19 protein-coding genes are annotated in these 20,116 nt (G+C 73.4%); 12 read left to right on the plus strand and 7 right to left on the minus strand.

Features of this window, described 5'->3' with window-relative positions; genetic code table 11:
* The first annotated feature begins 39 nt into the window (after positions 1-39).
* The 4 genes from ACFZCP_RS16150 to ACFZCP_RS16165 all read left to right on the plus strand — a co-directional run bounded on the left by ACFZCP_RS16150 (position 40) and on the right by ACFZCP_RS16165 (position 5,843).
* Complete coding sequence (locus ACFZCP_RS16150) at positions 40-912, plus strand: methylenetetrahydrofolate reductase (protein WP_391427659.1); 873 nt, start codon at positions 40-42, stop codon at positions 910-912.
* Between the two features lie 392 nt (positions 913-1,304).
* Positions 1,305-2,537, plus strand: coding sequence for a hypothetical protein (locus tag ACFZCP_RS16155; RefSeq protein ID WP_391427660.1), 1,233 nt, complete (start codon positions 1,305-1,307; stop codon positions 2,535-2,537).
* A gap of 231 nt (positions 2,538-2,768) precedes the next feature.
* Positions 2,769-5,444, plus strand: a complete 2,676-nt coding sequence (locus ACFZCP_RS16160; protein WP_391427661.1) for a LuxR C-terminal-related transcriptional regulator — start codon at positions 2,769-2,771, stop codon at positions 5,442-5,444.
* A gap of 195 nt (positions 5,445-5,639) precedes the next feature.
* Positions 5,640-5,843, plus strand: a complete 204-nt coding sequence (locus ACFZCP_RS16165; protein WP_361118263.1) for a hypothetical protein — start codon at positions 5,640-5,642, stop codon at positions 5,841-5,843.
* A gap of 216 nt (positions 5,844-6,059) precedes the next feature.
* Here the strand turns inward: ACFZCP_RS16165 and ACFZCP_RS16170 are convergent, their stop codons facing one another.
* Entirely contained in the window at positions 6,060-7,475 is a 1,416-nt protein-coding gene (locus ACFZCP_RS16170) for a DUF2252 family protein (RefSeq protein WP_391427662.1), read from the minus strand.
* A complete protein-coding gene (locus ACFZCP_RS16175) occupies positions 7,472-8,308 on the minus strand; it encodes an ion channel (RefSeq protein WP_391427663.1) in 837 nt (278 codons plus the stop codon). The genes ACFZCP_RS16170 and ACFZCP_RS16175 overlap by 4 nt, the downstream gene beginning before the upstream one ends.
* Positions 8,309-8,562: 254 nt before the next feature.
* On the opposite strand from ACFZCP_RS16175, the gene ACFZCP_RS16180 reads away from it, so the two are divergent.
* The 3 genes from ACFZCP_RS16180 to ACFZCP_RS16190 all read left to right on the plus strand — a co-directional run bounded on the left by ACFZCP_RS16180 (position 8,563) and on the right by ACFZCP_RS16190 (position 10,199).
* Entirely contained in the window at positions 8,563-9,204 is a 642-nt protein-coding gene (locus tag ACFZCP_RS16180) for a DUF308 domain-containing protein (protein WP_391427664.1), read from the plus strand.
* 77 nt (positions 9,205-9,281) lie between these two features.
* Entirely contained in the window at positions 9,282-9,731 is a 450-nt protein-coding gene (locus ACFZCP_RS16185; protein WP_362683067.1) for an SHOCT domain-containing protein, read from the plus strand.
* Between the two features lie 33 nt (positions 9,732-9,764).
* Positions 9,765-10,199 (plus strand): hypothetical protein, encoded by a 435-nt coding sequence (locus ACFZCP_RS16190; protein WP_362683064.1) that lies wholly within the window; start codon positions 9,765-9,767, stop codon positions 10,197-10,199.
* Between the two features lie 166 nt (positions 10,200-10,365).
* On the opposite strand, the gene ACFZCP_RS16195 is transcribed toward ACFZCP_RS16190, so the two are convergent.
* Positions 10,366-11,505: an MFS transporter gene (locus ACFZCP_RS16195; protein WP_391427941.1), complete on the minus strand. Its 1,140-nt coding sequence runs from the start codon at positions 11,503-11,505 to the stop codon at positions 10,366-10,368.
* Positions 11,506-11,964: 459 nt separating this feature from the next.
* On the opposite strand from ACFZCP_RS16195, the gene ACFZCP_RS16200 reads away from it, so the two are divergent.
* The 3 genes from ACFZCP_RS16200 (at position 11,965) to ACFZCP_RS16210 (ending at position 14,363) form a co-directional block, all read left to right on the plus strand.
* The gene (locus ACFZCP_RS16200; RefSeq protein ID WP_391427665.1) at positions 11,965-13,452 is read left to right on the plus strand and encodes an AlkA N-terminal domain-containing protein; all 1,488 of its coding nucleotides are present in this window, start codon (positions 11,965-11,967) and stop codon (positions 13,450-13,452) included.
* Positions 13,453-13,463: 11 nt separating this feature from the next.
* Complete coding sequence (locus ACFZCP_RS16205; RefSeq protein ID WP_391427666.1) at positions 13,464-13,946, plus strand: methylated-DNA--[protein]-cysteine S-methyltransferase; 483 nt, start codon at positions 13,464-13,466, stop codon at positions 13,944-13,946.
* Between the two features lie 258 nt (positions 13,947-14,204).
* On the plus strand, positions 14,205-14,363 hold the full coding sequence (locus ACFZCP_RS16210; protein ID WP_391427667.1) for a hypothetical protein: 159 nt from the start codon (positions 14,205-14,207) through the stop codon (positions 14,361-14,363).
* 69 nt (positions 14,364-14,432) lie between these two features.
* Here the strand turns inward: ACFZCP_RS16210 and ACFZCP_RS16215 are convergent, their stop codons facing one another.
* Positions 14,433-15,167 (minus strand): Sir2 family NAD-dependent protein deacetylase, encoded by a 735-nt coding sequence (locus ACFZCP_RS16215; protein WP_391427668.1) that lies wholly within the window; start codon positions 15,165-15,167, stop codon positions 14,433-14,435.
* Between the two features lie 208 nt (positions 15,168-15,375).
* On the opposite strand from ACFZCP_RS16215, the gene ACFZCP_RS16220 reads away from it, so the two are divergent.
* Positions 15,376-16,056 (plus strand): serine/arginine repetitive matrix protein 2, encoded by a 681-nt coding sequence (locus ACFZCP_RS16220; RefSeq protein WP_391427669.1) that lies wholly within the window; start codon positions 15,376-15,378, stop codon positions 16,054-16,056.
* 437 nt (positions 16,057-16,493) lie between these two features.
* Positions 16,494-17,171: a GAP family protein gene (locus ACFZCP_RS16225; protein ID WP_391427670.1), complete on the plus strand. Its 678-nt coding sequence runs from the start codon at positions 16,494-16,496 to the stop codon at positions 17,169-17,171.
* An 81-nt stretch (positions 17,172-17,252) separates the two neighbouring features.
* Here the strand turns inward: ACFZCP_RS16225 and ACFZCP_RS16230 are convergent, their stop codons facing one another.
* The 3 genes from ACFZCP_RS16230 to ACFZCP_RS16240 all read right to left on the minus strand — a co-directional run bounded on the left by ACFZCP_RS16230 (position 17,253) and on the right by ACFZCP_RS16240 (position 19,936).
* On the minus strand, positions 17,253-18,161 hold the full coding sequence (locus tag ACFZCP_RS16230; RefSeq protein ID WP_391427671.1) for a YhjD/YihY/BrkB family envelope integrity protein: 909 nt from the start codon (positions 18,159-18,161) through the stop codon (positions 17,253-17,255).
* 178 nt (positions 18,162-18,339) lie between these two features.
* On the minus strand, positions 18,340-18,834 hold the full coding sequence (locus ACFZCP_RS16235) for an NUDIX hydrolase (protein ID WP_362683031.1): 495 nt from the start codon (positions 18,832-18,834) through the stop codon (positions 18,340-18,342).
* A 28-nt stretch (positions 18,835-18,862) separates the two neighbouring features.
* Positions 18,863-19,936, minus strand: a complete 1,074-nt coding sequence (locus ACFZCP_RS16240; protein ID WP_391427672.1) for an ADP-ribosylglycohydrolase family protein — start codon at positions 19,934-19,936, stop codon at positions 18,863-18,865.
* Positions 19,937-20,116 lie beyond the last annotated feature (180 nt).

Raw genomic sequence — 20,116 nt, forward strand, 5'->3', positions numbered from 1 at the left:
CGGTCGTGGGCAGCCGTACGCCGTCGCACAAGGAGCACGATGAACCCCGCTCTCACCGCCCCGTCCGCGGTGGGCACCTCCCTGCTGGACGACTTCTCGCTGGAGATGACCGGCAAGGACGTGCCGAAGCTGGAGGAGGCGCGCGACAGCATCCCCCCGGGCACCCGGATCAACGTCACCTTCCTGGCCGGCGAGGACCTCGGCATGCGGCTGGCGGCCGCCCGCGCGGTCAAGCGGCTCGGTTTCGTGCCCGTACCGCACATCTCCGCCCGCCGCCTGTCCTCGCAGCTCCACCTGGAGGAGTTCCTGGCCGGTCTGGCGGCGGACGGCACCGCCGAGAACGTGTTCGTGGTCGGCGGTGACCCCGCCCGCCCGGAGGGCCCCTACGAGGATGCCCTGGCCGTCATCCGCACCGGGCTGCTCCAGCGGTACGGCGCACGGCACATCGGCATCAGCGGCTACCCGGAGGGGCACCCCGCCATCACCGACCACACGCTGTGGTCGGCCCTCGCCGACAAGACGGCGGCCCTCGGGACCGGGCGGCTCGGCGGCGACGTCATCACCCAGTTCGGCTTCGACGTCGACCCGGTTCTCGGGTGGCTGGAGGCCGCTCGTTCCCGCGGGGTGCACCTGCCGGTCCGTATCGGCGTGCCCGGCCCCGCGGGCGTGCGCCGGCTGCTGGGCTACGCCGCCCGGTTCGGCGTCGCCACCAGCGCCTCCGTGGCCCGCAAGTACGGCTTCTCGCTGACCAACCTCATGGGGACCACCGGCCCGGACCGCTTTCTGCACGCGCTGGCCAGGGAGTACGACCCGGCACGGCACGGCACCGTCAAGGTGCACTTCTACACTTTCGGCGGCCTGCGGGCGACCTCGGAGTGGATCGCCCGGTTCCGCGAGGACCACCGCGGCTAGGGTCCTTCTCCCGGATCGGGCCCCCTCGAGGCAGTGGGGGAGCGCGTGCCAGGGCTCGCGACCCCTGCAGGGTCCGAAAGAGGCCCAGGGGCTGACCCCGTGTCGCCCGGACGGCCCGCCGGAGATGCCCGACGCCGGGACGGCTGAGGCAATGGGGATGTCCAGGAGTTCGCCACCCCGGAGGTCCCATGACGGAGCCGCCAGCCGCGCCGCCCGGCGGACCGGACGGTCGGGAGCCGGCGACACCGGGTGGGGGCGAGCCGCCGACACGGGACGGTCGGGAGCCGCCTGCACCGGACGGTCCGGAGCCGCCTTCGGGGAGCGGGGCCGGGCACGGCCGCGGCCGGGCCACGGGCGCCGCAGGGCGGGCGGCACGCGCCACGGCCTCGGCCGTGCTCATCGTGCTGACGTGCCTCCTCGTTCCCGTTGCCCTGCTCGCCACCTGGGTGCACGACATCGCCCTCGACACCGACCGGTACGTGGCCACGGTCTCCCCGCTGGCGCAGGAACCCGCGATCCAGGACGCGGCGGTCCACCGGATCACCGAGGCGGTCGGCACCAAGGTGAACGGCCCCCAGGCGGCCGCCGACCTCGGCAACTGGCTGCAGTCCCAGGGACTGCCCCCGCGCGCGGCGGACGCCGTCAGGATGCTGGGGCCGCAGATCGACGCCGTGGTGCAGCAGGCCGTCACCAAAGCCGCCACCCGGGTCGTGCAGAGCAACGTCTTCGAGAAGGTGTGGACCGCCGGCAACCGGGACGCCCACCAGGCCGTGGTGCACGCCCTGACCGGCGAGGGCCGCGGAGCCTTCGGGGTCAAGGGCGGCACCGTCACCCTCGACGTCGGCACCGCCGTCGACCGGGTCAAGAAGGACCTGGTCGACGCCGGGATCAGCCCGGCGGCGAAGATCCCGGACATCAACAAGCAGATGGTGCTGTTCCAGTCCGACGAACTCGCCAAGGCCCGCACGGGCGCCCATCTGCTCGACGTGGTCGGCAACTGGTTCCCCGTCCTCGTCGTCGTCCTCGGCGTCGCCGGAGTCATGCTCGCCCGGCACCGGCGGCGGGCGCTCGCCCGCACCGCGCTCGGCGCCGCCTTCGCCTGCCTGGTCGTGGCCATCGGCCTCGTCGTGGCACGCCACTACTACCTGGACCACCTGCCGCCCCAGGTGCAGTCCCGGGCGGCCGCCGCGGCCGTCTTCGACACCCTGCTGCGCTTCTTCAGGGTCAGCCTGCGCACGGCCGTCGTCCTCGGCGTCGTCATCGCGCTCGGCGCCTACTTCACCGGGCCGGGACGGCTGCCCGTAGCCGTGCGCGGCGCGTCCGACCACACCGCGGACTCGGCGGCCCGTTGGGCGGCCGCGCACCACATCACCACCGGCCGCGCGGGCGCATGGGCACGGGACCACCGGCGGCTGCTCACCCTCGCCGTACTGCTCGTCGTCGTCCTCGTCTTCGCCCTGTGGAACCATCCGACGGTCCTCACGATCCTGCTCCTCGTCCTCGTGCTCCTCGCCGTCCTCGCGGTGCTGGCGCTGCTGGCGGCGAGCGGCCGGGCGGCCGGCCCCGCACCCCCGCCGGGCGCCGCATCCCCGCCCGCCTCCGGCCCGCCGGCCGACAAGGGCTGAGTCCCCGGCCGAGGCGAGCCCGGTCCCCGGCCGGGCGCAGGCCGATTCACCAAGGAGCGTCCCCCGGCCGGGCGGAGGCCGAGTCACCAGGAGCGTCCCCGGCCGAGCAGAGCTGAGCCGTGGGCCCTGCTCGGCGTGTACAGAAGCCCTCGATCTGTGACAAACACGGAAGACTGGGATCCTGGTGACAGGAAGCGCTGCCCGTGATCCGACGGACAGGCGGTGAGAGCCATGGCTGCGACGGAAGACAACCTGCCGCCACCCGAGGCGGCATACGCCGATCCGCTGGGGGAGCCGTTCCTCCACACCCGTTTCGCCCCGCCGGCCAGGCCGGTCACCTTCCTGCGACGCGACCGTCTGGTGGACCACCTCGACCAGGCGCTGCGGACCCCGCTGACGATGGTCAACGGCTCGGCGGGAGCCGGCAAGACCCTCCTGGTCGCCGACTGGGCCGCCGGGCTGGACCGCCCGGTCGCCTGGATGACCACCGAGTCCGAGGACGACAGCTCCGGCGTCTTCTGGGCCCACCTGCTCCAGGCACTGCACGCCGCCGGCGCACCGCTGCCCGACGCCATCGGCTGCCCGGCGGACGCCGACCGCGTGGACCACGGGCTGCTCGCACGTCTGGCCGCGGCCCTGAGCGAGGGCACCCGGCCCCTGCTCGTCGTACTCGACGAGTTCGACCGCGTCACCGTCCCCCGGATCGCCGAGGAACTGGAGTTCGTCCTGCACCACGCCGGGGACGGCATCCGGCTGGTCCTGGTCACCCGCACCGAGCCGCTGCTTCCGCTGCACCGCTACCGCGTCGCGGACGCCATCACCGAGATCCGGGACGCGGAACTGGCCTTCACCCCCGAGGAGGCAGCGGCCCTGCTGGGCATGCACGGCCTGCACCTGCCGGCCGAGGACACCCGCGCCCTGGTGACCCGCACCCGGGGCTGGGCCGCCGGGCTGAGGCTGTGCGCCCTGGCCGCGCAGCAGACCGTGGACCCGCGGACGTACCTGAAGGAGTTCGAGGCGGCCCGCAGCACGGTCGCCGACTATCTGCTGGCCGAGGTGCTCAAACGGCAGCCGGCCCGGACCCAGGACCTGCTGCTGCGGGTCAGCGTCCTGGAACGGTTCCGTCCCGAGCTGGCCGACACGCTCACCGGCTGGAGCGGAAGCGAGCCCATCCTCGCCGGGCTCCACCGTCAGAACGCCTTCGTGGAGGACCTCGGACACCCGTGGTACCGGCTGCACCCGCTGTTCGCGGAGATCCTCCGCGCCCATCTGCGCGAGCGCTCGCCCGAACTGGAACCGGAGCTCCACCGGCGCGCCGCCCACTGGCTGCGCGCCTCCGGCGCCCTGCCGGAGACACTCGCCCACGGCGCGGCCGCCGGGGACTGGGACCTGACCGCCGGCGCGCTCGTCGACGACCTCGCGATCGGGCAGCTCTTCACCGGGCTGCGCCGCGACGACCTCGACGAACTCTTCCGCGCGATGGGCCCCGAGGCCACCGGCGCGGCGGCGGACCTGGTGCGGGCTGCGCGCGACCTGTGCCGCTGCGACCTGGACCGCGGCCTGGCCCATCTGCGCCGCGCCGAGCGGACACTGGCCGGCCCGGAGGAGGAGGGCGGGGCCGCAGCGGCCCGGCTGACCTGCGCGTTGCTCGGCGTCCTGGCGGCCCGGCTGGCCGGCTCGCCCGCCGGAGCGGAACAGGCCGCGCGGTCGGCCGAGACACTGCGCGGCGAGGTCCCCGAACCACTGCTGCGCAAACACCCCGAACTCACCGCCCTGCTGCTCACCCACCTGGGTTCGGCCCGGCTGTGGGCGGGCCGCCTCGACGAGGCGCGCGCCGTCCTGTCCGCGGTGGCCGACGGCCCGGGCGCGGCCTCGGCCACCCTGTCCCGGGAGGAAGCCCTGGCGCACCTGGCGCTCATCGACTACCTGAACGGCTGGCCCGGCCGGGCGGAACGCAAGGCGCGGGCGGCGCTCGGCGACGGGGAACGCGGGCTGCTGCCCCGCCCCTCAGGTTCCGGCCTCGCCCACTCGGTCCTGGCCGCCGTGGCCGTGGACCGCGACGAGACGGCGCAGGCACAGGCGCTCCTCGACGAGGCCGCCGAGGCCTGCCCCGCCGGACGCGACCCGGTGGCCGTGGCGGGCCGGGCCCTGGCGAGCGCGCGTCTGCTGCTGGCCCGGGGCGATGCCAGGGCCGCCGCCGCGGCCGCCGAGTTCTCGGTGGCCACCGACGTGGCCTGCCCCTGGGCGGAGGCGTACTCGGCCCTGGTCGCCTCGGCCGCCCACCTCGCCGAGGGCCGGCCGGACAGCGCCTCCAAGGTGCTGGACGACGTTCCCTGTGACGGGCGGCCGTACGCCGCCGAGCTGGCGTCGGCGCACCTGGCCGCCGGAAACCGCGACGCGGCCCTGCGCGTGCTCGACCGCCTGCACGGCCACAACGGGACGGGCCCGGCGGTCGCCGTCCGTACGGCGCTGGTGCGGGCCCGGGCCGCGTACGAGGCGGGCGACGCCGAAACCGCCCGCCGGCTGCTCGCCCGGGCCCTGCTGCAGGCGCGGCGGGATCGCCTGCGGCGCCCCTTCCTGGCCGCCGGACCACAGCTGCGGCGGTTGCTGGCGCGACCCCCGCTGGAGGAGCTGGCCGCCGGCTGGCTGCTTCCCGGGCCCGGCGGACAAGGTGCCCCCGGCGACACACCGCAGGAGCTGCCTTCGCTGGTCGTGGAGGAGCTGAGCGGACGCGAACGCGACGTGCTGCTGCGGCTGTCCCGGATGATGTCCACGGAGGAGATCGCCGCCGACCTGACCCTGTCGGTGAACACCGTCAAGACGCACCTCAAGAGCGTCTACCGCAAGCTGGCCGTGAACCGCCGCAGCGACGCGGTCCGCCGGGCCCGCGAACTGCACCTGATCTGACACGACCGCGCGGCCGTGTCCGACACGACCGCGCGGCCGTCCCGTGCCAGGCGGGGCGTCGCGCGAAGGCCTGCCCGCACACCCCACGTCCTCGACCCCGGCGCGGTATCACCTGCACCGGGTGAGGCCCCGAGGCCCGGGAAAGCGGAGGATCACGACCGTGGCGGCAGTACGCCCGTGGCGGGAGAGCAGCCCATGCGCTACGAGATCCGCGTCGACGGTCGCATGTCGGAGACGCTGACCAAGGCCTTTCCGGAACTGGACCATGTCGTGATGTCCGGGCAGACGCTCCTGTTCGGACGCGTCGTGGACGAGGCGCATCTGTACGGACTGCTGGCCCGGTTCCGGTCCCTCGGACTGCGGGTGCTGGAGATGCGCCAGGTGCCGGAGCCGGAATGACCGACGGGTCCCCGCAGGGACACCGCGCAGAGCGGGGCCGCAGGACGAGGCCGCATGGCGAAGTTCGGAGGGGCGGGCCGGGCGCCCGGGCGCTGTGGGGCCTGATCCTGTGCGGCGGCTGCGGGGCCGTCGTGGTGGGTCGCGCAGTTCCCCGCGCCCCTGGGGGGCGCCCTCGTGCGGGTCAGGGGGTGTCGCGGGGTGGTGCCCAGGCTGGTGTCACGGGGCCGTGGCGGTCACCCGGCCGGAGAGGACCGCCGCGCCGAGCGCTGCGAAGTCCCGCTCGTTCTGGTCGGCGTAGGCCTGCGCGAAGCCGGTCAGGGCCCGGTCGAAGCGGTCGCCGGCGCCCAGGTAGGCGCCGATGGCCACGGGGTCGCCCGAGCGGGCGTGGGCCCGCGCCAGCGAGGCCCCGCAGACCCGGGCGAACAGCCCGAGCAGGACCGGGTCCATGGTGTCCGGCCGGGCGATGCCCTTCCAGTCCCGCAGCTGCCGTACGTAGAAGTCCCGGTCCTGCCCGTCCACACCCATGGCGTGGGTCCAGCCCAGGAAGATGTCGCTGGTCGTCTGGATGAGCCGTTGTCCGGCCACCACCCTGCGGCCCTGGTTGGTGAAGACGGGGCCGTCCGTGTGGGCGGCGAGCACCGACTCCTGCGCCTCCTTGGCCTGGAGCAGCAGGGGATCGTCGTCGTCCCGGCCGAGCAGCAGCAGGATCCAGCACCGGGTGCCGACGCTGCCCACGCCCACCACCTTGCGGGCGAGGTCCACCAGGCGGTAGTGGCGCAGCAGGTGCCGCCGCTCGGACGACAGGCTGCGGGCGTACGTCGAGACGAGCGCCGCGAGTTCCCGGTCGCGCCCCTGCTCGGCCGGGTCCGTGCGCAGGTCGGCGAACGGGATGATCAGCGGCGGGTCCGGGGCGATCCGCCGGCCCTCGGGCGTGCCACGGGTGAGGGCGGCGAACGCCTGCAGGTGGGTGCGGGTGCGGGCCTGCGCCGCCGCCTGAGCCGTGCGGCGCCGCGCCTGGCGGTCCATGGACGAGGCCAGCAGCGCCTGCAACTGCCCGACGTCGTCCTGGGCGTACCAGATGTCCAGGGTGCGCATGCCGGCGAACTCCCGGATCCGCCTCCGGTACGACCCGACGCACGCGCGCACCACGTCGTCCTGCACCGCGACCGGGAAGCCGTTCGCCCGGCCCGCGATGGCGAAGCTGGTGGCCAGCCGCTTGACGTCCCATTCGAACGGGCCCGGCAGGGTCTCGTCGAAGTCGTTGATGTCGAAGACCAGATGCCGTTCCGGGGACGCCAGCAGCCGGAAGTTCAGCAGGTGGGCGTCCCCGCACAGCTGCACCCGCAGACCGCTGTCGGGCTGGGCACCCAGGTCCGCCGCCATGACGGCCGCGGCTCCCCGGTAGAACCGGAAGGGGGATTCGAGCATCCGGCCGTAGCGGATGGGCACCAGCTCGGGCACCCGCGTGGCGGACTGACGCTCCATCACGTCGACCGGGTCCCACCGGTCCGGCGATGCCTCGAACCAGCCGTGCCGGGTACGCGGGACGCGCAGGCGGGCGGTTCTCCCGTACGCCGCCCGCTCGGCCGCCGACGCGGTCACGGTCACGGTCACGGCAGTGGGTGAGGTCATGGCCCGGCCTCCTGAGACTCGGCCCGGTGCCCGTGCCCGTGCCTGGCCCCGTCGGCCCCGTCGGACCCGTCGGGGCCGCGGGAGCCGCCGGACGCACCGTCCCTGCCGGACATGCCGCCCCCACCGGCCCCGCCCTCGCCGTCGGTTGCGCTGCCTCGGTCGGCTCCGCTGCTCGTGTCGGTTGCGTCGCCCTGGTCGGCTCCGTCGTTCCGGTCGGCTCCGCCGTCGTCCGTGGCGTCCGCCGGGCCCGGGGCCGTCGATCGCTTGCGCTGGAGGCCCGTCGCGATCGCGCCGGTGAGCACCCGCAGGGCGAAGCCGGCCAGGAGCAGACCGCATGCCATCTGCAGCATGGCCATCACCCTGGCCGTCTGCGAGCGGGCGGTGATGTCGCCGTACCCGACGGTGCTGAGCGTGGTGAGCGTGAAGTAGAGCGAGTCAGTCCTGGTCAGCCGCTCGCTGAAGGAGCCCGGGCTGGTGTTGTCCAGGGCGTAGTACGCACCGGCGAAGATCATCAGGAACAGCACCAGGGTGACGGCCAGCGCCTCGATGGCCCGCAGCCGGGGATAGGGCGAGCGCATGATGGCCCAGATCTCCCAGGCGAACACCAGTGCCACCCCCACCAGCCCGCCCACGAGCAGTACGGAGGTCGCACCCGCGCCCCGCTCGTTGAAGGGCAGCAGGTAGTAGGCGCTGACCAGCCCGACCGTGATGATCAGGGGCCGTGCCACGGCCTGCATCGTCGCCCACACGGCCGGTCCGGGAATCAGGCGGCGCAGCCGGTCTCCCTGTCCGCGGCGGGCGTGTTCCGGGCGGGCAGTCACGGGATCGCTCATCTCGGCTCTCCTCGTTCCGGTCGGCCCTCTTCGCTCCGTCCGGTCCGGCGCTTACCGACCCCGCCAGCCCATCGCCCGGGAGCTGCCCGGGGATCACCCGTCGTGGGTGATCCGGTGTCCGGACGGGCGCAGGACAGTGGCCGCGAGGCCGTAGCGCACCGTTCCGACGGCGGTCCGGGCACATCCGACGGCCGGACGGCGGCCCGCCCGGCCGCGTCGGTCACTTGCCCCGGCCGGCCTCGTGAGGAGGAGACATGAACCTGCCGCACGATTCCGGACCCCCGAGCGGAACGGACCCCTTCGGCAGCGGAGCGGCTTCCGGCCGGGCCGGAGACCCCACCGAGGCGCTGGCCGTCGTCGCGCGTTCCTGGACGTGGATCCTGGGGACGGCGATCGCCACCCTGGTGCCGGGCATCCTGGTGCTGGTGTGGCCCGACGAGACGCTGCACATCCTCGCCGTGCTGATCGGCCTGTACCTGCTCGTGGCCGGCGCCTTCCGGTTCGTCGCGGCCTTCGGCCGGCTGGAGACCGGCGAACGGCTTCTCGCACTGCTGCTCGCGGTCGTATTCGTCCTCGCGGGCGTGCTCTGTCTGCGCCACCCCCTGCAGACCGTCACGGCGCTCTCGCTGATCGTGGGGGTCGTCTGGCTGGTGTCCGGAATCCTCACGCTCTTCACGGCCCTCGGCGCCGAGGACCTGCCCCACCGTGGCGTCGTGCTCGGCGCGGCGGTGCTCGGCATCGTCGCCGGCATCGTGGTCCTGGCCCTGCCGACCGAGTCGGCGCGTGCACTGACCCGGCTGCTCGGCCTGTGGCTCGTCCTGCTGGGACTGGCCGAGCTGGCGCTGGCCCTCGCCTGGCGGCACGCGGTCCGCCAGACGCTCACCCCTCCCGGGTGAGGCGCCCGCTTCTTGCCGTGCCCACGCTGAAAACGCAGAGATCGTCTGCCGGGCAGGGCCCGGAACGGAGGAGTGACATGATCGCCCAGACGTACCTCGCGTACGACTATCCGCTGCTGAGCGCCTTCTGGACCATGCTGTGGTTCTTCCTCTGGATCATGTGGTTCGTCCTCCTGTTCCGGATCATCGTCGACATCTTCCGTGACGACAGCATGAGCGGCTGGGCCAAGGCGGGCTGGCTGCTGTTCGTGATCGTGGTGCCGTTCCTCGGCGTCCTCGTCTATGTGATCGCCCGCGGCAAGGACATGGGCCGCCGTGAGGTGGAGCAGGCCCGGGCGCAGCAGAAGGCGTTCGACACCTACATCCGCGAGACCGCCCAGGGCGGAACCAGCAGTGTCGACGAGCTGGCCAGACTGTCCGAGATCAAGGCCCGCGGCGACATCTCCGAGGAGGAATTCCGCAGGGCGAAGGAACTGGTCCTCAGTGGCAAGGGTTCCGCCGGCGCAACGGGCACCGCCCCTCGCTGACAACATCCGACGAGATCGAAACGAGGAAACGGGATGTCCGCGACTCACCGTACACACACGCAAACGACCCGGCAGGCCTGGGCCGGTGGTCTGACGACCTTCGCGGCCGTGATGCTCATGATCACCGGTGTGCTGGACCTCTTCCGGGGCATCATGGGCATCGCCCAGGACGACGTGTTCGTCACCACGGCGAACTACGTCTTCAAGTTCAACCTCACCGGTTGGGGCTGGATCCACCTGGCCCTGGGCGTGCTCGCGATGATCGTCGGCTTCGGCCTGCTCCAGCCCTCGCTGTGGGCGCGGGTCGGCGGCATCACCATCGCCGGGCTGATCATCATCGCCAACTTCCTCTCCCTGCCGTACTCCCCGGTGTGGTCGGTCGTGATGATCGCGATCTCCGGCTTCGTCATCTGGGCCCTGTGCGTGGTCCGGCGCGACGACTCTCCAGAAGGGTCACAGGCCGTCTGACAGCCTGACGGCCCCGGGGCGCGGCTGCTCCTGCTCTGCGGCACCGCGCCCCGCCTCCTGCCCGCCCGGGGCTACCACCGCCCGGGCGTTCTGCCGCCCGCCGGCAACTGCCGTACGGCCGGTCCGTCTGCCGCCCGCCCGTGGTGGTCGTCGGCCGGCCCGCGCCTCACCGGCGTCCGCCCCTGAGCGCCACGCCCGCCGCGAGGGCAGGGCCTGCCGCCAGCAGCACCGCCAGCGCTCCGAAGCCGTACGTCAGCGTCGCCGCCGAGGCGACCACCGCGACCACCAGCGGCCCGCCCGCGTCCCCCAGTTCGCGGCCCAGCTCCGCGGCGCCCATGGTCTGCCCCAGCCGCTCCGCGGGCGTCCCCGAGGCGAGAGCCGCGAAGCCCAGGGGTGTGATCAGACCGGTGCCGGTGCCGATCAGGACCGCGGCGAGGAGGACTCCGGGAACGCCCGGCAGCATCGCGGCGGCCAGCCCCGCCGCCGCGAGCAGCAGCCCGCCGAGCAGGCCCGCCCGGGTGCCCAGGCGTCCCGCGTCCAGGGCCCGCCCGGCACGCGGCTGCACGACGGCGGCACAGGCTGCCAGCACGGACACCGCAGCCCCGGTCGCCACCGTGCCCAGGCCCGCCGCCGCACCTGACACGGGCAGGAAACCCACCCCGGCCGACAGCGCCGCGGTCGCCCCCGCGAGCGCGGCCGTCGGCACCAGGAACGCCGGGTCGGCAAGCCGTCGCCCGAGATCCAGCACGGTCTGCCGGCGGCGCGGCAGCGGCGGCACGTGCGGTACGGCGGCGGCCGCCCAGCCCGCCACCACCGTGGCCAGCACCGCAAGGACCGCGAACAGCAGCCGCAGCCCGCCCGCCCACACCAGCAGTCCGCCGAGCAGCGGGCCCAGCGTGTAGCCGAGGGACTTCCAGAAGCCGTAGCTCCCGAACGCCCGCCCCTGCCCGGCGGCCGGGTTCAGCCGGGCGACCAGCGCCGAGGCCGCGGGAGAGAAGGCGGACGCGGCTGCCCCCTGCCCCAGCCGGGCCGCCCACAGCAGGCCCGGCGCGCCCCCGGCGGCGTAGACCGCCGAGGCGACGGCGAACGCGGCCAGCCCGCCCAGCAGCACCGGTCGCGCACCCACCCGGTCGGCCAGCGTGCCGAACACCGGCTTCAGCACGACCTCGGCACCGTCGTAGAGGGCGAGCAGGCCGCCCAGCACGAGCAGCGAGCCGACCGCGTCGGGCGAGCGGGCCCCGAGGCTCGCGGCCACGCCGTGCGCGCCGAACGCGGTGGTGAAGCCGGCGGCGTACAGGGGCCACAGCCGCGCCGGGCGGCCGCCGGACGGGCGCGCCTCGGCGGCATCGTGCGCGAAGGTGCCGGCCTCCTCGCTCATGGCGGCATCGTAGTCAGGGCCGCGCAACGGAGCAGACCGCCCGTGCCACGGACACCCGCGCCGCCCGCCGGGGCGCACCGGACCGAACGGCGCGCGACGAGACTCCTACGGGCGGCGGGACACCCCGGGCCGAGGACGGCAGACACCGAAGTCGGCGTACGTGCGGGGCGGACCCTGGGGCGGCGGACACCGGGCCGATCGGCCCGGTCAAGCGCCGGATCCGGGAGCCTCGGACACAAGATCGACCGGCGCACAGGCCGGACATGAGACGACACGAAGCCGGCCGGCGCACAGGTCGGACAGGAAAGTGGCAGACGCCCAGGTCGGCGCACGTACGTGTCGGATTTCCGCCAGCGGCCGGTCGTGGGCGTGGACGATCCTGGACGCATGCAGACAGGAATGCACATCGACCGGGACCACTGCGTACGGGCCGTGCAGTCCAAGGACGCACGGTTCGACGGCTGGTTCTTCACGGCTGTCCTGACCACCCGCATCTACTGCCGGCCCAGCTGCCCGGCCGTCCCGCCCAAGGCGCAGAACATGACGTTCTACCCGAGCGCGGCCGCCTGCCAGCAGGCCGGGTTCAGGGCCTGCAAGCGCTGCCGCCCCGACACCAGCCCCGGCTCCCCGGAGTGGAACCACCGCGCCGACCTGGTGGCCCGGGCCATGCGGCTGATCGCCGACGGGATCGTGGACCGCGACGGGGTGCCGGGCCTGGCCGCCCGCCTCGGCTACAGCACCCGGCAGGTGGAGCGGCAGCTGCTCGCCGAGCTGGGCGCCGGCCCCCTCGCGCTGGCCCGCGCCCAGCGCGCCCAGACCGCGCGGCTGCTCGTCGAGACGACCGCGCTGCCCATGGCCGAGATCGCCTTCGCGGCCGGCTTCTCCTCCATCCGCACCTTCAACGACACCGTGCGCGAGGTCTTCGCCCTGTCCCCGAGCGAGCTGCGCGCCAGGGTGCCGAAGAAGAGCGACAGCACGGTGGGCACCCCCGGCACCCTCGCCCTGCGGCTGCCGTTCCGCGCCCCGCTCAACCCCGACAACCTCTTCGGTCACCTGGCCGCCACGGCCGTACCCGGCGTGGAGGAGTGGCGGGACGGCGCCTACCGGCGCACGCTGCGGCTGCCGTACGGACACGGGATCGCCGCGCTCACGCCCCGGCCCGACCACATCGCCTGCCGACTCACCCTGAGCGACCTGCGCGATCTGACCGTGGCCACCAGCCGCTGCCGCCGCATGCTCGACCTGGACGCCGACCCGGTCGCCGTCGACGACCAGCTGCGCACTGACCCGTTCCTCGCCCCCCTGGTCGACAAGGCACCGGGCCGTCGGGTGCCGCGCACGGTCGACGAGGCCGAGTTCGCCGTCCGCGCCGTGCTCGGGCAGCAGGTCTCCACGGCCGCCGCCCGCACCCACGCGGCCCGCCTGGTCACCGCGCACGGCAAACCCCTGGACGACCCCGAGGGCGGCCTCACCCATCTCTTCCCGTCCCCCGAGGCGCTGGCCGACGTGGACCCCGAGACCCTCGCGATGCCCCGCACCCGGCGCACCACCTTCACCACCCTCGTGCGTCAACTCGCCGACGGCACCCTCCACCTGGGTGTCGAATCCGACTGGGCCGAGGCCCGCGCGCGCCTGCTCGAACTGCCCGGCTTCGGGCCCTGGACGGTCGACGTCATCGCCATGCGCGCCCTCGGCGACCCCGACGCCTTCCTCCCCACCGACCTGGGAATCCGGCGCGCCGCGGGGGAGCTGGGCCTGCCCGCCACCCCGGCCGCGCTCACCGCCCGCGCCGAGGCCTGGCGGCCCTGGCGGGCCTATGCGGTCCAGTACCTGTGGGCGACCGACAGCCATCCGATCAACTTCCTGCCCGTGTAAGGATCACCGGGATGAAACAGCACACCGTCATCGACAGCCCCTACGGCCCTCTCACCCTCGTCGCCGACGACGGCGTCCTGTGCGGCCTCTACATGACCGGCCAGCGCCACCGCCCGCCGGAGGAGACCTTCGGCGCGCGCGACGACACCCTCTTCGCCGAGGCCGGGAAACAGCTCTCGGCCTACTTCGCCGGGGAGCTGACCGAGTTCACCCTCGAACTCCGGCTGCACGGCACCCCGTTCCAGCGTGGTGTCTGGGAGCAGCTGACCCGCATCCCGTACGGCGAGACCCGCTCCTACGGCGAACTCGCCGACGCCCTCGGCAACCCCAAGGCCTCCCGCGCGGTGGGCCTCGCCAACGGCAGGAACCCGATCGGCATCATCGTGCCCTGCCACCGTGTCATCGGCGCGGCCGGCGGCCTCACCGGCTACGGCGGCGGCCTGGACCGCAAACGGCGACTGCTGGACTTCGAGCGCGGAACGGCTTTGTTCTGAGATGAGGTCCGGCTCGGGCGCGATGGGGTGCGGCCGACCGCCCAAGAACTGACTTCGGCCGAACGTGAGTTGTGGGAGGCGTACGAGCAACTGGCCACGTGATACCGGCAGATAGGCCGTGACGACGACGCGCGACGCGTACTGCTCGCCAGGCAACGCCACCGCAGGAGAACCCTGAGCCGCCCGGCACGCGCACGGGGCACCTGCTGGACGCCTCCGTCGGCTATGGATACCGGCCGTGGCTGGCCGGCGTGTGGCTTGCGGCGCTGGCCGATTCCCATCGGCGGCCTCGGTCGGCGCAGCTCCTGGTACTGGACAGGAGCGACGGCCTGGCTGTCCTACGCCCTCGTCGCAGCCGGATGGCTGCTGACCACGGCCGTGCTCGCCGGAATCTCGCGCACGCTGAACAAGAACTGACCTCGTCCCTGAACTGCCCGAGAAGGCCTGGGCGTCTGCTCACGCGGGCGCATGCCCGTCGGACACGGCCTACGCGCTCTCCCCGGTCAGCCGGCTCAGCAGTTTCGGGAGTGCCGTGCCGATGGGCTCGCGGACGACCTCGTCGGCGCGGTCGTCGTACGGCGTCGGCTCGGCGTTCACGATGATCAGGCGGGCACCGTGGTCGGCGGCGAGGCCCGCGAGCCCGGCGGCGGGCTGGACCTGGAGGCTGGTCCCCACGGCGATGAACACCTGGCAGGCCTTGGTGACGGCCACGGCCTCGCCGAGCACCACGGGGTCGAGCCGTTCGCCGAACATCACGGTGGCGGACTTGAGGATGCCGCCGCATTCCAGGCACGGGGGATCGTCCTCGCCCGCCTCGACCCGCGCGAGGGCGTCCTCCATGGGGCCACGCGCATGGCACCGCGTGCAGACGACGCCGCGGGCCGTACCGTGCAGTTCGATGACCTTGCGGGCGGGCATGCCGGCGAGCTGGTGCAGCCCGTCCACGTTCTGTGTGATCACACGCACCGGCATACCGGACTTCTCCAGCTCGGCGACGGCGTGGTGCGCGGCGTTCGGCCCGGCGTCGAGCGTGCGGTTCCCGAGCCGCATCCGCCAGGACCGCCGCCGGATCTCAGGGTCCCCCATGTAGTACTCGTACGTGACGAGTTTCTCGGCCTCGGGGTCCCGCCTCCACAGCCCGTTCGGGCCGCGATAGTCCGGGATCCCGGAATCGGTCGAGATGCCTGCGCCACTGAGAAGGGCCACGAGAAGCCTGTCCATGGGCCGAGAGTAGGACGCCCGTCCGCGCGGTGCGAGCGGGTATCCGGGCGTGGCCCGCCGGTCGCCGGACGTACCGGTCGGGCAACCACCGCGTGACGCAAGGAGGGTTCGGCAGGGCCGGTGATCGGCCGGGCACGGCATCGTCGGCGCGGCACGGACGTCACCCTCACCGGTCCCGCTGCGAGCGATTGCCCTACCATGCGATGTTGTGGCGATACAGAATCCCTGGGGGACACCGTACGGCGGTCCGCCGCATCCGCCGCCGAACATCCCGGCGAAGGACCTGCGGCCTCGGCGCATCTGGTACTTGGTGGCCGCGCTGCTGGGGCTCGTACTGGCCGGCGCCGGTGTCGCCCTCATCGTGGTGACGGTGAAGAACACGATGAACTCGATCGACACCTCCCGGGCCTTCTCCAGCGGCGAATCGCAGACCTTCAGGCTTGTCGAGGGGGAGACCAAGGCGATCTACGTCTCCCAGTCCGGGACGGGCCGGGTCGACTGCCGGATCCCGGAGCTGCGGTCCGGGACGCTGACCCAGCCGGACGGCAGCTTCCGCATCACCATCAACTCCCGCACCTGGGACCGCGTCTTCGAGGTGAAGCCCGGCAGCAGCGGCGACTACACGCTCTCCTGCACCTCGGAGCTGCCGGCCCAGTTCGCGCTGGGCGACAGGCCCCAGGTGGGGTCCACGATCAGCGGGATCGCCGCGGGGGTCGGCTGCTTCCTCGCCGCGCTCGCCACAGCCGTGACCATCACCGTCGTCACCGCCGTCCGCCGCGGTCGGCACCGCCGGCGGCTCGTGGCCCTGTCGGCCCCCGCGCCGCAGTGGGGCCCGCCGCCCTCCGGGCCCGCCCCCGGGTATCCGCCGGGCCCGGCCGGACTCCGGTAGGCGTTCCCGCGGGCTCGCCCCGGCCATGGCGACCGCGCAGGCCTTCGGCGACCGGGCTCCTCGCTCGGCTCCACACGACGAGGCGACCGGGGTCTGCAAAACCGCCCGGAGAACGTGACCTTGCAGTCAAAAGCGTATCCCCGGCGTGCAGCACCTGCACTCGGGGGTTCCGCACGAACCGGGGCGCCGTGACCGCACTTCGCGTGCGCGGCACGTGCCCGTGCGCAAGGACTGTGCACAAGGACTGTGTGCAAGGACCGTGCGCAAGGACCGTGCGCAAGGGCCGTGCGTTGTCGTCGATTCTCCGGAGGTGGGATTCTGGGGAGGCGGCTGGAGCGACCCACAGGGTGCGGAGCGCTTGCGTTCCATGGGGACGGTGTCGGTCGGACGGGGCGGCGGCTGCGGTCAGCGCGGTTCCTCGACGCACGGAGGCACTCATGGGCAACGTGTTGGGTGATGTGCTGGGCCTGGCGGCCGGTGTCGCCGTCAGTCCTCTGCCGATCGTTGCTCTCATCATCGTGCTGGCCACGCCCTGGGGACGCCTCAATGGACTGGTGTTCGTCACCGGCTGGGTGGTGGGTCTGTCGGGCCTGGGCGCGGTGATGCTGGTCGTCGGAGGCCAGGGGAGTGCCACCACCCATGGGCACCCGGCCGACTGGGTGGGGGTGGTCAAGCTCGTGCTGGGCGTGGCACTGGCACTTCTCGCCGTCAGGCTCTGGCGTCATCGCCCCACCGATGTCACACAGGCACGGCTGCCTCAATGGATGGCTGCCATCGACCGCTTCACACCGGTGAAGATCTTCCTCCTCGCCCTCCTGCTGTCGGCCGGGAACCTGAAGAACGCCCCGCTGACCATCGCCGCGGCAGCGTCCATCAGTTCGTCGGGGCTGCCGGTCGGACAGCAGGTCGGGGCGCTGGCGGTCTTCGTCGTCATCGCCTCCGTCGGGCTGCTGACGCCGCTGGGGGTCTACCTGGTCATGGGCGAGCGGGCGAAGAACATGCTGGGCAACTGGAAGGATTGGGCCGCGCGCCACAACGTGGCTGTGATGGCGGTTCTGTTCTTCGTGTTCGGGCTGAAGCTGCTGGGGGACGGCATCGACGTCCTGACGTCCTGACGCCTGCCCGAGACGGCGTCGGCTCCCCAAAGTGCCGTGGCCACATGTGCTGTGGCGACATGTGCCGTGGCCGACGGTGTGTCACGGGTGTGTGGTCCGGCTCCGCACCGGCGGCGGGCTTCCGAGACGCCGGGCCAGCGACGGTTCCTGGGCCACGACGGCGCCCACGCTGATGCTGATCGCGATGGCCGCACAGACCACGATCAGCCACGACAGCATGATGAACACCGGGCCGAGGGAGCCGTATTCGGCGAGGGCGTGGTCGAGCGCCCGCGGGAGATACAACCGTGCCGTCACGCTCAGTGCCGTGACGGCGACCGCCGTGATCAGCGCACCGGGCAGCAGGGGCTTCCAGCCGATCAGGCCGCCGAGCAGCAGATGCTGGGTCCACCACCACAGACCCGTCAGACCCACCACCGTGATCGGGACCCCCAGCCAGGCCCCGACGCCGAACCCGTCCCGCAGGGGGCCCTGCACCAGCAGCGCGCCCAGCCACAGTGCGAGCCAGGCCAGCCACCGCCAGGGGGCGATCCTGGTTCCTGCCCGGGGAATCTCCCAGGCCCGTTTGCACAGCCGTTGCAACGCCCTGCTGACCGCGGTGGCGGAGAGCAGCACCATCAGCCCGCCCACCACGCCGGTCGCCTGCCGCAGACTCCCCGTCGTGGGACTGAGCGCGTGGACGAGCTGAGCGTCCGTGGCACCCGTGACCCCGAAGACGGTACGGACGGAACTGATGAGCTGGTGCCGTACCGGAGGCGGGGCGTATGCGCCGACCACGAAGAGCAGCGGGACCGCGGTCAGGAAGGACTGCGCCGCCAGCCGCGTGGCGGAGTCGAAGATGTTCACCGACACCATGCGGTCCGCGAGGTGGGTGACCACCGGGAAGCGGGTCGCCGCCCGTGCGTGCGCGGACCGGGCGGAGGCCGTCAGCCGATGCGCCCACCTGCGCCGACGGGACACGCCCGCCGCTCGGCGATGCGCACGGAGCATGCCCCCGGCGGCACCCTCCCGGCACTGGGCATGACGTCGCTCCTTCCTCCCCCCAGAGTGCGGGACCGGCCGCTCCGCAGCACGTCAGGCACCTGTCCCGCCGGCCTCGACCCCGACTCCGCCCTGGCCCCGCCCCCACCACCGATCGGCCTCGGTACGCCGGTGGGGGCCGGTGGGGTCAGGCCACCCGGTGGCCGTTCTCCAGCTCTGCCGTGCCCGCGCTCTCCGCGAGGACGTCCAGTGCGGCCAGGACGCGGCGGCCGAGGGCGCCGGGCAGATGGTCGGTGATCTCCTCGCGGGGCACCAGCCGCCAGGACAGCAGCTCCTCCTCCTGCAGACGAATGGCCTTGAACTCGGCCTCGGCGAGGACACCGCCGTCGAACAGGTACGCCACCAGCGGCGGCCGTCCCGTGCCGCGCACCCAGTCCACCGCCAGCAGCCGCCCGAGTTCCCGGTCGAGGCCGATCTCCTCCAGGGTCTCGCGGCGGGCCCCCTGGCGCGGCGTCTCACCGTCGTCCGACTCGATCGTGCCGCCCGGAAGGGCCCAGCCCTCACGGTAGTTGGGCTCGACCAGCAGGACGCGTCCCTCGGCGTCCCGGAAGAGCGCGGCGGCACCGGCGAGGACACGGGGCAGGCTCGCGATGTACGCGGCGAAGTCGTCAGTCGTGGTCATTCAGGAAGGGTAACCAGCTCCGGGACCGCTACCGCGCGACCGTCGCCAGGCGCAGGGTGCGCTCGGCCAGCGCACTGATCCGTACGCCGTCGAAGCCGAACACCGCGCTCCGGACCGTGTCCTCCAGCGGGTCCTTCCACCGGGCGGGGACGGCAGCGGCGCCGGTGAGCACCCCGGCCACCGAGCCGGCCGTCGCGCCGTTGCTGTCGGTGTCCAGGCCGCCGCGGACGGTCAGGGCGAGGGTGCGGGTGAAGTCGCCGTCGCCGTAGAGGAGTCCCGCCGTGAGGACGGCCGCGTTCGGGACGACGTGGATCCAGCCGAGAGAGGCGGTCTCCGCGGAAACCGTGGCCAGCGTCTCCTCCCAGGGCAGCCGGGTCTCGTGCAGGGACACGACCCGGCGCACGGTACGGGCCAGGCGGCTGCTCGCCGGGATCACCGCGAGCGCGGCCTCCAGCGCGTCCCGCACACCCCCGGCGGTGAACGCCGCCGAGATCAGCGCGGCCGCGAACATCGCGCCGTAGACACCGTTGCCCGTGTGCGAGAGCACCGCGTCCCGGCGGGCCAGCCCGGCGGCGCGGAGCGGATCGCCCGGGCAGGTCCAGCCGTAGGCGTCGGCGCGGATCAGCGCGCCGATCCACTCCTGGTACGGATTGTCGTACGTCGCCGTCAGCGGAGGCTTCAGTCCGTTGGCGAGGTTGCGGTACGCCGCCCGTTCCGCGGTGAACGTCTGCAGGTACGGCAGCCTGAGCAGCCACAGGTCGCCGACCTGCTCGGTGCTGAAGCCGAAGCCGTGGGTCTCCAGCAGGTGCAGGCCGAGGACGGCGTAGTCGACGTCGTCGTCCCGGCAGCTGCCGTGGATCCTGCCGCGCACGCACTGGCGCCACTCCGGGCGCAGTACGGCGCTGTCGGCCGCGTCCGCGGGCTCGGGCAGGTAGTCGGTCAGCGGCAGGGCGGCGGCCTTGCGCAGGTACCGGTCGATGCGCTCGCGCGTCCACACCTCGCCCTGCTCGACCGGCTTGCCCAGCATGTTGCCCGCGATCCGGCCCAGCCAGCCGCCGTGGATGCGGTCGGCGAGGTCCGGCCCGGTGCCCTGGTTGTCCATGGCTGGGGTGTACCCGTTTTCCCGGGCCCCTCCCGGCCGGTTCCCAGGGTTCGGTCGGGGCATGACGGCGGGGGTGTCCGCCGGTTATGGTCACAGCGGCGCGACTGGCCCTGACGTGCGGATGTGCGCGGGGCCCGGAGAGCAAGGGGAAAGCAAGGTGGCGGACGCTGCAGTGAACGA

Source organism: Streptomyces sp. NPDC007971 (genome assembly GCF_042958635.1).
In the GTDB taxonomy this organism is placed as follows: Bacteria; Actinomycetota; Actinomycetes; order Streptomycetales; family Streptomycetaceae; genus Streptomyces.

Bases quoted from the DNA above. Each gene is read 5' to 3' on its own strand.
- ACFZCP_RS16205 (WP_391427666.1), top strand. From the start codon at position 13,464: ATGAAACAGCACACCGTCATCGACAGCCCCTACGGCCCTCTCACCCTC.
- ACFZCP_RS16150 (WP_391427659.1), top strand. From the start codon at position 40: ATGAACCCCGCTCTCACCGCCCCGTCCGCGGTGGGCACCTCCCTGCTG.
- ACFZCP_RS16180 (WP_391427664.1), top strand. From the start codon at position 8,563: ATGAACCTGCCGCACGATTCCGGACCCCCGAGCGGAACGGACCCCTTC.
- ACFZCP_RS16200 (WP_391427665.1), top strand. From the start codon at position 11,965: ATGCAGACAGGAATGCACATCGACCGGGACCACTGCGTACGGGCCGTG.
- ACFZCP_RS16230 (WP_391427671.1), bottom strand. From the start codon at position 18,161: ATGCTCCGTGCGCATCGCCGAGCGGCGGGCGTGTCCCGTCGGCGCAGG.
- ACFZCP_RS16185 (WP_362683067.1), top strand. From the start codon at position 9,282: ATGATCGCCCAGACGTACCTCGCGTACGACTATCCGCTGCTGAGCGCC.
- ACFZCP_RS16215 (WP_391427668.1), bottom strand. From the start codon at position 15,167: ATGGACAGGCTTCTCGTGGCCCTTCTCAGTGGCGCAGGCATCTCGACC.
- ACFZCP_RS16170 (WP_391427662.1), bottom strand. From the start codon at position 7,475: ATGACCTCACCCACTGCCGTGACCGTGACCGTGACCGCGTCGGCGGCC.
- ACFZCP_RS16240 (WP_391427672.1), bottom strand. From the start codon at position 19,936: ATGGACAACCAGGGCACCGGGCCGGACCTCGCCGACCGCATCCACGGC.
- ACFZCP_RS16235 (WP_362683031.1), bottom strand. From the start codon at position 18,834: ATGACCACGACTGACGACTTCGCCGCGTACATCGCGAGCCTGCCCCGT.
- ACFZCP_RS16165 (WP_361118263.1), top strand. From the start codon at position 5,640: ATGCGCTACGAGATCCGCGTCGACGGTCGCATGTCGGAGACGCTGACC.
- ACFZCP_RS16160 (WP_391427661.1), top strand. From the start codon at position 2,769: ATGGCTGCGACGGAAGACAACCTGCCGCCACCCGAGGCGGCATACGCC.
- ACFZCP_RS16175 (WP_391427663.1), bottom strand. From the start codon at position 8,308: ATGAGCGATCCCGTGACTGCCCGCCCGGAACACGCCCGCCGCGGACAG.
- ACFZCP_RS16225 (WP_391427670.1), top strand. From the start codon at position 16,494: ATGGGCAACGTGTTGGGTGATGTGCTGGGCCTGGCGGCCGGTGTCGCC.
- ACFZCP_RS16190 (WP_362683064.1), top strand. From the start codon at position 9,765: ATGTCCGCGACTCACCGTACACACACGCAAACGACCCGGCAGGCCTGG.